We start from the raw sequence: 15867 nt of genomic DNA, 5'->3' as shown, positions 1-15867 counted from the left end.
CTCTCGTGCCGGCCCACCACATCGGCCAGCGCAGCATCCAGCGCCGCCACATCCAGCTCACCGGACAGCCTCGACGCGAAGGACACGTTGTAGGCCGCGGACTCGCTCTCCAGCCGGTTCAGGAACCACAGCCGCAGTTGTGCGGAGGACAGGGGCAGGCCCTTGCCCGTATCCGCTGCGGCCCGGTCCGCCGGTCGCAGTGCCGGCCGGACGGCGTCCCCGGCGGTGAGGTGCCGGGTGACGCTTGCGACCGTCCGCTCCTCGAACAGCGTGCGGATCGGCAGCTCGACGGTCAGCAGTGACCGTGCCCTGCTGACCACGCGTGTCGCCAGGAGGGAGTGGCCGCCGAGTTCGAAGAAGTCGTCGTCGATACCGACCTCGGTCAGCCCCAGCACGTCCGCGAAGATCTCGCACATGGTCCGCTCGACGGGATTGCGCGGCTTTCGGCCGCCGTGGCCCGCGGCACGCTCCGGGGCGGGCAGCGCCTTGCGGTCCACCTTTCCCTGCGGGGTCAGCGGGATCTCCTCGAGCGTGACGATCGCCGACGGAACCATGTACTCCGGCAGTGCTGCGGCGAGCCGTGCGCGAAGATCCGTCGGGATCGGGGCACCGGCCGTCGCGGGGACCGCATAGCCCACCAGGCGGTCCTCGCCTCCGTCGTTGCGTACGACGGCGACGGCCTGGCTCACCTCCGGCTGTGCGGTCAGCGCGGATTCGACCTCACCCGGTTCGATCCGGAAGCCGCGCAGCTGCACCTGCTCGTCGGCCCGGCCGACATAGTCGAGCTGGCCGTCCGGCTGCCATTTCACCAGGTCGCCGGTGCGGTACATCCGCTCCCCGGCGGGGCCGAAGGGGTCGGCGACGAACCGTTCGGCGGTGAGGCCGACCCGGTGCAGATAGCCGCGGGCCAGGTTGCCGCCGACGTAGAGCTCACCGACGACACCGGCCGGGACCGGGCGCAGCGCGGCATCGAGTACGTAGACCCGGTGCGCTCGGGTCGGCCGGCCGATCGGGGGCCGGCCCGAGCCGCTGAGCCGGTCGCTCACCGTCGACGCGATCACGGCCTCGGTGGGGCCGTACCCGTTGAACATCCGCAGCCGGCCGGACCACTCGGCCGCCACGTGCGGCGGGCACGCCTCACCGGCGACGATCAGGGTCATGTCGTCGGGCAGCCGGGCGTCCTCCGGAAGTGCCGCGACGACCACCGGCGGCAGCCCGGCGAGGTTCACCCGGTGCCGGTGCAGCAGTTCGAGCAGGCGCCGGCCGGAGAGACGGCTCTCCTCGTCGGCCACGACGAGCGCGCCGCCGCCGAGCAGCGACAGGCTCAGCTCCCAGACCGACGCGTCGAAGCTGAACGAGGCGAACTTCAGCACCCGGGTGTCACTGTCCACACCGAAGCGTTCGATCAGGCTCGCCACCATCGCGGCGAAGCCGGAATGGTCGACCACCACGCCCTTGGGGCGACCGGTGGAGCCGGAGGTGTAGATGACGTAGGCCGGGTGACGGGGCAGCAGGGCGCCGGCCCGGTCGGCATCCGACAGAGCCCCGTCCGGGAGTCCGGCGAGCGCCTCGGCCGTCTCCGGCTCGTCCAGCAGCAGGACGTCGCAGCCGGGCTCCGGGAGCCGCGGGCTCGTCGCCCCGGTGGTGAGCAGGAGCGCCGGCCGGCTGTCGGACAGCATGAAGTCGATGCGGTCGGCCGGGTACTGCGGGTCGACCGGCAGGTACGCGGCTCCGGACTTGAGCACCGCCAGGGCTGCGGTCGTCATCTCGACCGGATCGGTGAGGGCGAGTGCGACGATCTTCTCCGGCTCGATACCGGAGGAGACCAGCAGGCGTGCGAGCCGGTTCGACCGGCTGTCGAGCTCGCGGTAGGTCAGCTCGGTGTCGCCGGACACCAGGGCGACCGCGGAAGGGTCGTGGGCGACCCTGGCCGCGAACAGCGCGGGGATCACGGTCTCGGGAGCGGAAGCGGCGTGACCGCCCCAGTCACCGACGATGCGCCGGTGTTCCTCGGCGGTGAGCAGCCCCAGTCGGCCGACCCGGACGTCCGGCTCCGCCAGCACGGTCCTCGCCACCCGGACCAGCTGGTCCAGCAGGTCCTCGATCGTGGCGCGCTCGAACACGTCGGGGCGGAACTGGGCGTCCAGGGTCAGGCGCCGGCCCGGATACACCACCAGTACGGCGAGACCGCGCTCGGCCGCCAGCCGGGTTTCGCCGCCCTTCAGCCGCAGATCCGGAACGAGTGCGTCGAGGTCGGTGATGTCGGCCTTCGGCTGGTTCTGGAAGCTGATGGCCGTGTCGAAGAGCTGCCCGACGCCGGCGAGTTGCTGCACCTCGGCCAGGCCGATGTGCTGGTGGTCCAGCAGATCCGTCTGCTGGTCGGCGATTTCGCCGAACAGTTCCACGACCGGCTTGGCCGGATCGAGCCGGCCGCGGACCGGCAGCATGTTCAGGAAGAGGCCGACCATGGACTCCATGCCGGGGAGCTCGGGCGGCCGCCCGGAGCTCACCGCTCCGAGCAGCACGTCGGAGCGTCCGGTCAGCCGGCCGAGCACCACGGCCCAGCAGCCCTGAAGGACCGTGTTGAGGGTGAGATGGTGCCGGCGGGCCCAGGCGGTGAGCTGCTCCGTGAGGTCTTCGGGCAGTTCGAGCTCGACGGAGTCCGGCAGTCCGGAGGTGTCCCGCCGGCCGTGGGTCTCCCGCTGTCCGGAGGAGCCCTGCGACGGTCCGGAGAGCTCCGGCTGTCCTGGGGCCTTCGGCTGCTGGGCCGCGCCGATGCGGGTCGGCTCGGTGACGCCGTCCAGCGCGGCCCGCCAGGCCGCTCGTGCCGCCTCGGCGTCCTGGTCGGCGAGCCAGGAGAAGTAGGCGTGGTAGGAGGGTGCGTCAGGCAGTGCGGCGGTGTCGATCCCGTTGCCGTAGAGGGTGAACAGCTCGCGTGCGAGCACCCCCATGGACCAGCCGTCGACCAGGAGATGATGCGTGGTCCAGAGCAGCCGGACCCGGTCGTCCGCGAGCCGCAGCACGGTGAACCGTGTCAGCGGCGGCGTCGTGACGTCGAAGCCGCGCGACCAGTCGGCGTCGGTGAGCCGCGCGATCTCGGCTTCCTGCTCCGGCAGACCGGAGAGGTCGGTCTCCGACCAGGGCACCGGAACCTCGGGCGACACGACCTGTACGGGATCCCCGTCCGGCCGGTCGGGGAAGCTCACGCGCAGGCCGGCGTGGCGCGCCAGCAGCGCCGCGGCCGCCGATCGGAACACGGAGGCGTCGAAGGGCCCTTCGATGTCGACGACGACCTGGAGCAGGTAGGAGGCTGTTCCCTGTTCGTCGAGTTCCGCCTGGTAGAGCAGGCCCTGCTGGAGCGGCGACAGCGCGAGCGTGTCGCTCCCGGTGTCACCGGGCACGGCGGAGCTCTCGGCGTGCGCCACCAGGGTCCGAAGCGCACGGAACCAGGAGCGGGCGATGTCGTGGGCGTCCGCGTCGGCCAGCAGATCCGCGGCCCAGATCCAGTCCGCGACCAGATGCGGTCCGTCCGGCCGGTCCTCGGTCACCGGGGTCGCCGCGAGCACGTGCCGCAACGGCATCTGCGGGTCCACTCCGGTGCCGACGACGGCGTGGTCCGTGTCGAGGGACCAGTCGCTCGCGGCGGCGTCGGCCTGGAACCGGCCCAGGTAGTTGAACCCGATCTCCGGGACGCCCTGCCGGGCGAGACCGGTGACGGTCTGGGGGTTCAGGTGGCGCAGCAGTCCGAAGCCGAGCCCGTGGTCGGGAAGCAGCCGGAGCTGCTGCTGGACCTGCTTCAGCGCGGTTCCGGCCGACTCGCCCGCCGCCCACAGATCGGTCCAGTCCACCTCGCCGAGCCCCAGCCGTACCGGGAAGACGCTGGTGAACCAGCCGACGGTGCGGGAGAGGTCGACGTCGTCGGTGAACTGCTCGCGTCCGTGTCCCTCCAGTTCGATCAGCACTCCGTCGCCGTCCTGGCCGCGGCGGCGGCGCCAGTCGGCGACCGCGAGGGCGAGGCCGGTCAGCAGCAGATCGTTGATCTCGCCGTCGAACGCCTGGTGGGCACAGGACAGCAGGGCCGATGTGGCGTCGGCGGGCAGCTCCAGCCGGAGCCGGTGCGCGGAGCCGTACACGTCGCGCGCCGGGTCCAGCGGACGGTCGCCGAGCGGCGGGGCGCCTGTTGCCGACTGCCCGGTCCACAGGGGGTATTCGCGGACCCGCTCGGCGGTACGGGACTGCTCGCCCAGCAGCCGTGTCCACCGGCGGTAGGAGGTGCCGACCGGCTCCGGCGAGCCGCCCCGGCAGGCGGCGGCGAGATCGGACACCAGGATCCGCCAGGACACACCGTCGACGCACAGGTGGTGTGTCAGCCACACCAGCCGGCCGCGCCGCTCCGGTCCCGCGTCGAGCAGAACCAGCTGTGTCACCAGTCCGGCCTCCGGCGCCAGCCGGCGCCTGGCCGCGTCGGTCTGTTCCCGGACGGCGGCGGCCAGTGCGGCCGGGTCGTCGGCGACGGCCGAGACATCGACGCGTCGCACCACGTCGGCGGCCGGCACGGATCCCTTCGGCAGCGCCTCCAGCGACCACAGGCCCTCCGCCGGCACCGCGAGCCGCGATCGCAGGGACGCGTGATGGTCGAGCAGCACGGCGGCCGCCCCGGTGAGCCGGTCGAGGTCAAGTCCGGCCGGGGTCATCAGCACCACGTACTGGCTGTACTCCCGGGACCGTGCGTCGAGCACGGCCAGGTCCTCCCGCAGCTGGTGGGCGATGGGAGCCAGCTCGACCTCGCCGACGTCGTCCGGCTCGGCCACCGGTCGTGCCGCCCGCTCCTGCGGCGCGGCCACCGCGGCGATGGCCGCGGGTGTGCGGTGTTTGCGGATCTGCGTCGGCGTGATCACCAGTCCGGCCCTGCGGGCATGGCTGACCGCCTGGATGGAGCTGATGCTGTCTCCGCCCAGGGCGAAGAAGTTGTCGTCGACGCCGACGCCGGGCACGCCGAGGATCTCGGCGAACACGGCGCAGATGATCTCTTCGCTCCGGGTGCGCGGTGCGTCCGGCCGCACGGGGGCGCCGGCCCGACCGGTCACCGGTTCGGGCAGCGCCTTGCGGTCGACCTTCCCGTGCGCGGTCAGCGGCAGCGCGTCGAGGACGAGCAGGGTGGGCGGCACCATGTACTCGGGCAGCAGTCCGGCCAGGTGCTCGCGGACGTCGTCGGTCCGCAGCGAGGTCCCTTCGCGGGGGACGCAGTAGCCGACGAGCTGCTTGTGCCCGGACGCGTCGCCGACCACCTTCACGACGGCGTCGGCGACGTTCGCGGCCTCGCGCAGTGCCACCTCGATCTCGCTCAGCTCGATGCGGTGACCGCGAATCTTGACCTGGTAGTCCCTGCGGTCCAGGAAGACCAACTGCTCGTTCTCGCCCCACACCACGCGGTCGCCGGTGCGGTACATCCGGGAGCCCGCGGGCCCGAAGGGGTCGGCGACGAATGCGGCGGCCGACCGCCCCGGGTCTCCCAGGTATCCCCGTCCGACCCCGGCGCCGCCGACGTACAGCTCTCCGGCCGCGCCCGGCGGCACCGGGCGCAGGTCGTCACCGAGCACGTACAGCCGGGTGTTGCGCACCGGTGCGCCGATCGGGACCAGTTCGCCGGGTGCCACCGTGCCCGGCTCGATCCGCGCGTGGGTGACGTCGTCGGAGCACTCCGTCGGGCCGTAGGCATTGACCAGGGGGATCTCCGGATGCCGGGCGAGCCAGCGCCGGCACAGATCTGCGGGCAGCGCCTCTCCCGTCACCATGAGGAACCGCAGCGCCGGCAGGTCCACCCGCGCGCCGACGACGTCCCAGGCGTCGAGCGCCGCGCGCAGCAGGGACGGTACGAGCTCCAGCACGGTGACGCCTTCGGCGGCGGTCAGCGAGAACAACTGGTCCGGGTCCGCGGCGGTGTCCCGGCCGACCACCCGGACCCGGCCGCCGACGACGAGCGGCGCGAACATCTGCCAGACGGAGATGTCGAAGGTGAGCGGGGCGTTCTGGACGAGCACGTCACGGTCGGTCAGTGCCAGGTCGTCGACCTTGGCCAGCAGGTGGTTGATCATCCCTGCCCGGTGCACCATCGCCCCCTTCGGCTTCCCGGTGGAGCCGGAGGTGAAGATCACGTACGCCAGGTCCTGGCCGGACCCCGCGAGCGGCGCGAGGGCGTCCGCCGCGTCCTCGGTGCCGTCGGGAACCACCACCCGGATCTCCCGCCCGGTGGCGGCGGCCACCTCGTCGGCCAGGTCCCGGTGCTCGGTGTCGGTGATCAGGCAGTCGATGCCGTTGTCGACGAGCAGCGCGACGGTCCTGGCCACGGGGGCGTTGACGTCGAGGGGTACGTAGGCCCCGCCGGCTCCGATGACGCCGAGTGCCGAGGCGATGAACCCGGCGCCCGGCCCGGCGAGCACGCCGACCAGAGCGGCACCGGCAAGGCCACGGGAGATGGCGCTGGCCCGGCCGGCCAGTTCCGCATAGGTGGTCGACGCGCCGTCCTCGGCGACGGCCACGGCATCGGGGTGCTTCGCGGCGAGCGCGCGGATCCGGTCCACGACGCAGTCGAACTCCGCCGTGCGCTCGGGCCCACTGGCCGTGCGCAGCCATGCGGCGCGGTCGTCGGTCGCGATGTGCATGCCGCCCACCCGCTGCTCGGCGTCGGCCGCGGCGAACCGCTCGACGAACTCGGCGAGCCGGGCCAGGTGGCCGGCGATCTCCGGCTCCGTGTAGCGGTCCGGGTTGCCGTTCAGATGGAGCTCGATACCGCCGTCGCCCGTTTCGACGACGGTGACCATCAGGTCGTCGATCAGCCCCGTCGACAGGTTGTTCACCCGGGCCGTGCACGGCCCGATCCTCAGCTCCGTCTGCTGCGGCAGCAGGTTGATGAACGGACCGAACGGTCTGCGGTCGTCGCCGCGCAGGCCCATGTCGCGGCGGATCGCGCTCACCCGGTGACGCTGGTGCAGGAGCACCTGGGTGAGCTCGCGCGAAACCTGCTTGAGCAGGCCCGACTTCGTCAGGGTGGGGCGTACGGGGATCCGCAGGGGCAGGTAGTTGGCCATCATGCCGGGGACCGACCGGGCGAACGCGCCCATCCGGGCGGTGGCCGGCAGGGTGAGCAGGATGTCCTCGGTCCCGGTCATCCGCTGCGTGTACACGGCGACGGCGGACATGACGACCGTCGGCCAGGTGACGTCCGACCGGCTCGCGGACGAGCGCAGCAGCGACGACGTCCGGCCGGACAGCGTGACCGTCCGGCGCAGGAAGCCCTGGGGCATGGTCGGTGAGGCCGCTCGGTGGGAGAGGCTGATCAGCTCCGGCGGCTCGGTGAAGCGGCGCTGCCAGAACTCCGCGTCCCGCCGCGCTCGTGCCGAATCGGTGTAGTCCTGCTCCACGGCGAGGAGTTCACGCAGGGGCGGCAGCGCGCCGTCCGGGTCGCCCTCGGCTCCGGCCTGGTAGAGCTCGGTGAGCCGGCGCCAGAAGATCACCTGGCTGAACCCGTCGCACAGCAGGTGGTGGACGCACATGTAGAGGAGGACGCGGTCCGCGTCCACCCTGAGGAGCGCCAGCCGGAACAGGGGGAAGTCGGCGAGTTCGCAGGGCCTCGCCAGGTCCGTGTGGATCCAGGCGAGCGCCTCGCCCTCGGGGTCGTCGCCGCCGCTGAAGTCGTGCTCGGTGAGCGGGAGCCGGGGCAGCGGATCCAGCCGCTGGCGGGGCTCTCCGTCGAGGTCGATGAACCGGCTCCGGAGGCATTCGGCCTCGTCGGCCAGTCCATGGAGCGCGCCGCGCAGGCGCCCGAGGTCCAGCGGGCCGCGGATGTCCAGGTAGGCGGCCGAGTTGTACGCGTTGCTCCCCGCGGAGTCCTTGGCGTCGAGCCAGATCTCCACCTGCCCGGCGGAGAGTGGCAGCGTGGCACCGAGAACGGAGGTCATCACAGGCTCCAAGTGGAGATCGGTCCGGCCGAAACCGGATCGGCAGTGGCCGATGGGGTGCTGTCGTCGAGGACGTCCGGACCGTAGATGTCCCGCACCCATTCGTCGTGGTAGACGGTGTCCAGGTACCGCTCGCCGAGATCGGGCGCGATCGCGACCGCGGTCAGCTCACGGTCGTCGGGGCGGTTCTCCCTGAGCCACCGGGCGGCACCGCTGAGTACGGTGCCCGTCGAGCCGCCGAGCAGGAATCCCTCGCGCAGCAGCGCGCGGCAGGCGCGCACGGTGTCGGTTTCCGGCACGAGCACCGTGTCGTCCAGGCAGGACGGGTCGAAAATGGGCGGCCGCACACTGGTGCCGACGCCCGGGATCATCCGTGGTGCCGGCTCGCCGCCGAAGTTGACGGATCCGACGGCGTCGACGCCGACGATCGTCACCGAGGGGCTCGTCTCCCGGAAGTACCGGGCACAGCCCATCAGGGTGCCCGTGGTTCCCGCGCCGACGAACAGCACGTCCAGGTCCGGGAATTCCTTCGCGATCTGCGGGCCCGTGGTCTGGTAGTGCGCGGTCCAGTTACCGCTGTTGGCGTACTGGTTCAGCCAGTAGAAGTCCTCGTTGTCGGCGCACAACTGGCCGACCCGGTCCAGCCTCGCACCGAGCAGGCCGCGCTCGTGACGGGACTCGGTCACCACATGTACTTCGGCGCCGAGGCGCTGCATCAGTTGCCGCGAGGCCATGGTGCACCGGGAGTCGGTGACGCAGAGGAACCGGTATCCCTTGCTGATCGCGACCAGGCTGAGCGCGACACCGAGATTTCCCGATGAACTCTCGATGATGGTCATTCCGGGCCGTAGATCTCCGGCGCGCTCCGCGGATGCGACCATCTCGCTCGCGGCCCTCAGCTTGATGGAACCGGCGAAGTTGAAGCCCTCGCATTTCAGATACAGCGGGCGGCCGAAGAGCCGCCGGAGATCGACGTACAGATCGTCGACGTCGAATTCCTGTGGTGTCGTGATAACTGGCATGCGTCAACTCCCACCGGATCAGCCGGCTGTGGCGTGCCGCTTCCCGTAGCGGTCCAACTCGTAGAAGAAGTCCTCGATGACGGTGAGTTCGCCGGCGTCCCGGACGCGGTCGTAGACGTACTTGCCGACGGCGAGGTCGAGCACGCCGAGCCCGAACGGCGAGAACACCAGCGGTCGCGAGTGGTCCGGCCGGACCGCTCCGGTCATGACGTCGTAGAGGGTGCCTGCAATGAAGTCCCGGTGACCGGCCTGCTGTTCGGCCAGGTGGACCGAGGTGTTGGCCTTGAGGACGTGGTCGATGTCGTCCACGATGTTCGTCGCGCCCAGGACGATCTCCGGGCCGAGGTCACGCAGCGAGACGTGCAGGACGAGAGGCCGGTGCGCAAACACCGCGGGATCGGTGATGTGCGGCGTCGCGGCGACGGTGGCGAACAGTACGAGGTCCGACGAGCTCAGCAGGTCCTCGACGCGCTCGTGCACGACGATCGGGCCGGTTTCGCCGGACTGCTCGAGATAGGTGCGGAATTCCTTGGCGTGCCGGGCATCCAGGTCGTGCACGCCGATCTGGTCGAACTCCCAGCCGGTGGCGGCCAGGTACGTGTGCAGGTAACGGGCGATCAGACCGGTGCCCACGATTCCGAGCCTGGCCGGACGCTCACGGTCCCGGGTGAGCCGGTCCGCGGCGAGCGCGGCCGAGGCGGCCGTCCTGACGGCGCTGACGATGGAGGCTTCCATGCAGGCGAACGGATAACCGGTGGCCGGGTCGTTGAGCAGGAGAGCGGCCGAGGCCCGGGGCAGCCCCGACCGGATGTTGGCCGGGAAACTGGAAATCCATTTGATCCCGTCCACACCGATCTCTCCGCCGCACGAAGCGGGCAGCGCGATGATGCGCGAGTCCGGCCGGTCCGGAAAACGGAGGAAGTACGAGGCAGGATTGACGGTGTCGCCCGATCCATGGACTCGGTAGGCGGTCTCCACCAATGAGACGATCTGCTGCTCCCGGCCGGCCAGCGCACCATGGACCTGCGCTCCCGAAATCACCGAGAATTCCGGAGACGGATTCACCATGACCTCCCTGCCCCTCTTTCCAGTGGATTGCTCGGTCCAGCCGAGGACGATGTGTTCATACTTTCCGAACGGCCTGACACCGGGCTGATTCGCAGCTGACGGGACGGAGTCAGACGGCCGTCGCCCCCGACCGCTCCGCGCGGTCGACCTTTCCGCCGAGCAGCCCCTGGAAGAGATTCAGTTTCTGCATGTTCCCGGTGCCTTCGAGGAACTCCATGGCCCGGGCGTCGCGCGCCAGCTTGTCCAGCAGCGGATGTGCCAGACGCGCCCCGGGGCCGAAGAACCCGCAGGCCGCCATCGTCACGTCCTCGGCGAGCCGGGCGGCACGCAGCTTCGCGGCCGACGCCAGATGGCCGTCGCTGCCGCGCGCGTCGACCGCGGCCGCTGCGCGATGCACCAGGTGACGTGCCGCGTCGATGCGCCGGCCGAGCTCGTCCAGCCGGTCCCGCTCCGCGGTCCGCAGCGTCCCGCGGTTGTCGACGGTGTACTCCCACGCCGCGCGGGCGATACCGACGGCGATCGCCGCCACCCCCGGACGCAGCATGTTGAACGTCTGCACGAAGGCCCAGACGCCGCGCCTGGTCGCGGGGAGGTGCCGGCCGAGGAAGCGCTCCTGCGGGATCTCCACCGAGTCCATGACGATGGAGCTGATCTGTGCGCCGCGCAGGCCGATGGTGTCCAGGGGTTCGGCGTGGAATCCGGGCGTGTCCGTGTCGACCAGCACCGCCGTGATGCCCAGTGGTCCCGGCCGGCTCCGGGCGAAGACCACACCGAGCTGGGCGCGCGAGGCGTTGCCCACGTAGCGCTTCTCGCCGTTCAGCAGGGCGCCGTGCGGCGTCTCGGTCAGCGAGGTCTCCAGGGCTCCCGCGTCCGAGCCGCGGTCCGGCTCGGTCAGGGCGAAGCAGGTCCAGAGCGGCTCACGCAGCATGCGGCCGTAGAACCATTCCTTCTGGTGCTCGTCGGCGAACAGGCCGACGGCGACACCGGCGAGCAGCGGCCCGGGGGCGGCGACCAGCGTGCCGACGTCGGCACACGCGAGTTCCTCCATGATGATCGCGCGTTCCAGGGCCGACACCCCGTAGAAACGGTGGCCGTCGATCTTCTCGGGCTGGTGGCCGTATTCGGCCGGGATGCCCATCGTCGACAGATACCGCACGGCGGGCAGGTCGAAGTGGCGCCGGACGGCTTCCGGATCGCGATCGATCTCCAGGGCCAGGGGGCGCAGGTCCGCGCCCCACTCGCGGACCTGGCCGCGCAGCGCGGCCAGCCGGGCGTCCAGCTCGGTCATGAACGTTCCTCCGCGGCGGCGTGGACCTCGGCCAGCAGCTCCGAGACGTAGGCGGTCATGCCGGGTCCCTCGGTGAGGAATCCGCTGGCTCCCAGCAGCCGGACCTGCTCGCGGTCGGCCCTGGTGATCTGGGCGTGCAGATGACGCAGCATCGCGAAGGGCAGGTCGCCGGGCCCGGCTTCGGCCAGCACCGCCCGGATCTCCAGGTGCTCGACCACGGTTTCGGCGACCGTGCCCTTCACCATCTGCTGTTGCAGCAGGTACGAGTCGCCGGTGCGGCGGCGGCCGAGATAGCGGAGGCAGTCCGCGCGCAGGGCTTCCGAGAGACCGAGCCGCACCCACACCAGACCGAGGGCGAACGAGGCGCGTTGGTCTTCGTCGGCCACCGCCGCCGCCTGGTAGCCCGTCGCGGCGGCCATGACCACGCTGCCGCCCGGCAGGTCGACGGTGGCCAGCTTCGTCTCGCCCTCGGCCCGGCGTTCACATGTCACGCCGTCGGCCCAGAGGCCGACGGCGTTGTCGTAGATCCCGGCGGGGACGACGGCGTGACCACTGGGCCCGTACGGCAACAGGCCGGGCAGTAACGAGGATCCGAGCACGGTCAGGGCGGGGGCGAGGCCGTCCTGCCGGGCGGCACGGTGGCATCGCTCCGGCAGCTGCGTTCCCTGCGGGGCCGCGATGGTCACCGTGAGCCCCGCTCGGTGAGGCAGAGGCTCAGGTCACCTGTCGTCGGCTCGTAGTCGACGACCGCGATCCGGTCGTCGCGTCCCTCCCGCCACAGCGGGTCCGTGGCGAGGGCGCCGAGCGTGCCGGAGGCCGGGTATCCCGCCTCGGCGCGTACGATCCGGCCGCCGTGCCCCGGAAGGTCGCGGGCCGGGTCGACACCGGCGCCGGCGATCACCGGCAGTGACGCGTCGCCGCCCAGCTCGTCCAGGACCGCGCGTACGGCGTCCGCGACGTCCCGTGGCGCGATGCCCGCTGTCTGCCGCAGCGCGAGCCGGCCGGCGGACGGGGAGTCGGTCAGCAGGAGCGCGACCCCGGCGTCCCCGGCGAGGTGCTGTCCGGTGTCGTACGGCAGCGTCGCCTGGTCGAGCACGAACAGCGCCACCTGGTGGTGGCCGTGGCGCAGGGCGTACTCGGTGGCCAGGTGGAGGGCGGCGAAGGGGGCCGCCGAGCCGCAGTCCGACACGGTGAAGACCTGCGGCCTGCCGGGGATCGCCTCGGACAGGAACGTGACCGCGGCGTGCCTGCAGTCCAGGTCGGGGGTGGCGTGCGCGACGACGGCGAGATCGATCGGCGTGCCCTTCGGTGCCAGTTCGCCGAGCAGCACCTGGGCCATCGCGGTGAAGGTGTTCCCGGTTCCGCGTTCGGCGATGTCCGGGCGGTGGGTGACGCCGTAGAGCCGGGTCAGATCGGCGAAGTGCCGGTGGGAGAACGGGTCGTCGATCCGGGACGTGCCGGCGGGGAACGTCCGGTGCACGATAGTGGTGAGCCCGAGCGTCGGCGCGGCCCGGTCGTGCCGGGCGGTGGGCGCCGGTGCGGCCTGTGCGTGCATCCTCAGCCGCCTATTTCCCCGGCCACGAAATCGGCCAGCGAGCCGACGCTCGCGAAGTGGCCCATTTCGAGGGAGTCCGTGTCGAACTGGATGGTCAGCGACTCCTCGAGTCGCATCAGCAGTTCGAAGACGCCCGTCGAGTCGAGGCCGAGCTCGTCGAAGAGCCGGGACTCCTCGGTGAGCGTGGGCAGTTCGTAGTCGAGCACGTCGCCGAGCGCGGTCGAGATCTCGCTGACGATCCGCTCACGGTCTATGCCGGTCAGTTCGGCCATGGTGTGCAGTCCTTCCAGTGGTGGTTCGGGTCAGTGCAGTGGGGTCGGCAGCGACAGTGCGTCGAGGGCCACCAGCCGCTGCCTGCTCAGCAGGTCCTCGGGCCGGTCCGCCTCACGGATCAGGTGCGGCTGCCCGCGGAGCACCAGCACCTCGGCCGGGTAGCCGTGGCTGAGGAAGTGCACGGGAGAAGCGGTGGGCCCATAGGCTCCGGAGCGCAGTACGCCGAGCAGATCTCCCTGCCGCACGGGCGGCAGCTTGATCTTCTTGGCGAGCGTGTCGTTCGGTGTGCAGAGCGGTCCTGTGACGTTCCAGTCCTCGGCCGCGGCCTCGTCGACCCGGTTGAGCAGGCGCATCGGGAAGTTGCGCTTGGCGAAGGAGCCGATGCCGACCGCTGCCATGTGGTGGTTGGTACCGCCGTCGGCCACGGCGAACCGCTCGCCGAGCGAGGTCTTCACGTACCTGACCCGTACGACATAGGTGCCGGCCGTCGCGGTGAGGTAGCGGCCGAGCTCCATCACCAGCCTGGTGCGGGGGTGCTGGTCGGCGAAGGCCGCGACGACGGGGTTCAGCCCGGCTGCGAGCGCGGGCAGGTCCAGATCCCGTTCGCCTTCGAAGTAGGCGACGCCGAGCCCGCCGCCGATGTCCACCATCTCCAGCTCGAAGCCGAGTTCGACGGACAGCCGGTCCGCCAGTTCGAAGATCCGCCGGGTGTTCTCGACGACCGAGTCCTCGGTGAGGATCCGGGTGCCCATGTAGACCTGGACACCCATCAGCCGCACATGGGGGAATCTCCGTACGATGCCGGTGTCGGCGAGCAGTTGTGCCTCGTCGATGCCGAACTGGCGCGGCTTGCCGCCCATCGTCAGGCCGGAGCCCTTGACGGAGAAGCTGGGATTGACCCGCAGGGCGACGGGAGCCCGGACCCCGCGCTCCCGGGACAGCTCGTCGATCAGCGCCAGTTCCTGGAACGACTCGCAGACGAGGGCGGCCACGCCCTCGTCGAGGCAGGCGGCCAGCTCCTGGCGGCTCTTGCCCGGACCGAGGAAGATGATGTCCTCGCCGGCGACCCCTGCCTGCCGTGCGGTGAGCAGCTCCGTCATCGAGGAGACCTCGGCCCGCGCCCCGTGCGCGTGCAGCAGTGCACAGATGGACACATTGGGATTGGCCTTGAGCGAGAAGAAGATCTGGAGCCGGGAGTCGAAGTGCTCGTGCAGTTCACGCATCCGCGCTTCCAGCACATCACCGTCGTAGAGGTAGAGCGGCGTTCCGTAGGTCTCGGCGAGCTCGGGGACGGCTATCCCCTGTATCTCGGAATTCTTGGTCACGGCCGGTTGTCCTTTCTCGTCGCGAGCCGTTCGGTGATCTCCGCGTCGAGGGCATTCATGTGCCCGGCCGAATCGGCGACGACAATTCCGTAGAGCCGTCCGTCGACCGACGGGCGGTCGGTGGGGAATCCCGCGTTGACCGTGGCGGAGTTGTTCACCAGGAGGCCCGTTCCACCCACCCGGTCGAGCAGGAGCCCGTCGAGCCGCCGGGCTATTTCACCGAAAGGCAGCGGCTCGGTCAGTTTCAGCGGGTAGTGGCGCGCCAGGGCGACCTGGTCGTCGCCGACGAACTGTTCCTGCAGCCGTACCTGGTACGTGGACATGTTGTTGCGGGCATTGATTTCCACCACCGGATACAGTCCGCCGTCCGGGTCCACCATGGCGTCCACACCCACCACGCCGAAAAACCCGTCGGCGGCCAGCCGTTTACCCAGGAGTTCCGCGGTTTCGGCCAGTTGACCGAGCAGCGCCGGGGAAAGACCGGGCGGCATCTTGTGGCCCTTGTGGACTCCGCCCTCGGTGAGTTGTTCCTTCACGAAGTCGAAGTGCACCGACCCGTCGCGGCCGACGGTGAACTGGTAGTTCAGGTCGCCCCGCTTCTCCACCCACTCCTCGACGACGAACCCGATCCGGTCGTTCCCGGACCGCTCGGCCTGCCGGGCGATCATGCCGTGGAGCCGGTCGCACCGCCGCCGGCTCTCCAGCATCGCGATGCCCTTGCCGGAGACGCCGAACGCCTCCTTCAGCGCGACCTGTCCGCCCGCGTCGATGACGGGACCGGCCGCGTCGAACGCCTCGGCGAGTTCGGCGAGCGTCTCGCAGGCCCATCCCCTCGGCTGGCGCAGCCCGAGCTCGTCGGCGATCCGCCGGCTGTAGACCTTGCTGTTGACCGCCTTGCACAGGGCCGCGCCGGGGGCGGCGATCGGCAGCCCGGTCGCCTCGGCGAGGCGCTCCTCCAGCTCGGAGACGCCGTGCACGGCGAGCTGACAGCCGTCCGCGGCGAGTGCGGCCAGGGCGTGCAGCAGTCCGAGGTCGTCCAGCGCGTCCTCGGTCACGGTCGACTGCGGGTTCTGGTGGTCGACCACATGCATACGGGGCAGTGTCAGGCCCAGTCCGCGGAGATAGCCGAGGTACTCCTCGTCGGGCCTGGTCTTGAGCACCACGTGGTCGGAGCCGCCGGCGAGCAACAGGGCGAACTCGTCCATGTGATTGACCACGGCGCCGGCCGAAGCGGCGGAGAAGCGCGGCAGCGTGTGTTCGCCGCGCGCCCACTGCTCCTCCACCTCGAAGTTGCCGAGGAACACCAGTGCCGTGTCAGGGGAGCCGGTCAGTGCCGTCGTCAGGCGCGTGTTGAAGTCCGGGTAGTTCCCACCCATTG

The 15867-nt window shown here is 70.9% G+C and carries 9 protein-coding genes; all 9 read right to left on the bottom strand.

From position 1 onward, the window contains the following. The coding region (locus tag ACWGI8_RS05715; RefSeq protein WP_453658835.1) for an amino acid adenylation domain-containing protein at positions 1-7958 on the bottom strand (7958 nt) is incomplete at its 3' end. Beyond that, the gene (gene sbnA, locus ACWGI8_RS05710; protein ID WP_453658834.1) at positions 7958-8980 is read right to left on the bottom strand and encodes a 2,3-diaminopropionate biosynthesis protein SbnA; all 1023 of its coding nucleotides are present in this window, start codon (positions 8978-8980) and stop codon (positions 7958-7960) included. The genes ACWGI8_RS05715 and sbnA, both read right to left, overlap by 1 nt. A gap of 18 nt (positions 8981-8998) precedes the next feature. Continuing rightward, positions 8999-10048, bottom strand: a complete 1050-nt coding sequence (gene sbnB, locus ACWGI8_RS05705) for a 2,3-diaminopropionate biosynthesis protein SbnB (RefSeq protein WP_453658833.1) — start codon at positions 10046-10048, stop codon at positions 8999-9001. Between the two features lie 109 nt (positions 10049-10157). Beyond that, a complete protein-coding gene (locus tag ACWGI8_RS05700; RefSeq protein ID WP_453658832.1) occupies positions 10158-11336 on the bottom strand; it encodes an acyl-CoA dehydrogenase family protein in 1179 nt (392 codons plus the stop codon). Further along, positions 11333-12022, bottom strand: a complete 690-nt coding sequence (locus ACWGI8_RS05695; protein ID WP_453658831.1) for a hypothetical protein — start codon at positions 12020-12022, stop codon at positions 11333-11335. Before ACWGI8_RS05695 ends, ACWGI8_RS05700 begins: the two co-directional genes overlap by 4 nt. Continuing rightward, on the bottom strand, positions 12019-12891 hold the full coding sequence (locus ACWGI8_RS05690; RefSeq protein ID WP_453658830.1) for a hypothetical protein: 873 nt from the start codon (positions 12889-12891) through the stop codon (positions 12019-12021). Before ACWGI8_RS05690 ends, ACWGI8_RS05695 begins: the two co-directional genes overlap by 4 nt. Positions 12892-12893: 2 nt before the next feature. Next, positions 12894-13163 (bottom strand): acyl carrier protein, encoded by a 270-nt coding sequence (locus tag ACWGI8_RS05685; RefSeq protein ID WP_453658829.1) that lies wholly within the window; start codon positions 13161-13163, stop codon positions 12894-12896. A gap of 30 nt (positions 13164-13193) precedes the next feature. Then, the gene (locus ACWGI8_RS05680; RefSeq protein ID WP_453658828.1) at positions 13194-14489 is read right to left on the bottom strand and encodes a type III PLP-dependent enzyme; all 1296 of its coding nucleotides are present in this window, start codon (positions 14487-14489) and stop codon (positions 13194-13196) included. After that, positions 14486-15865 (bottom strand): preATP grasp domain-containing protein, encoded by a 1380-nt coding sequence (locus tag ACWGI8_RS05675; protein WP_453658827.1) that lies wholly within the window; start codon positions 15863-15865, stop codon positions 14486-14488. Before ACWGI8_RS05675 ends, ACWGI8_RS05680 begins: the two co-directional genes overlap by 4 nt. Positions 15866-15867: the final 2 nt, after the last annotated feature.

It is taken from the genome of Streptomyces sp. NPDC054841, assembly GCF_053611045.1.
Note: the sequence above shows the minus strand (reverse complement) of the source record. Positions and strands in the feature narration are given on the sequence as shown.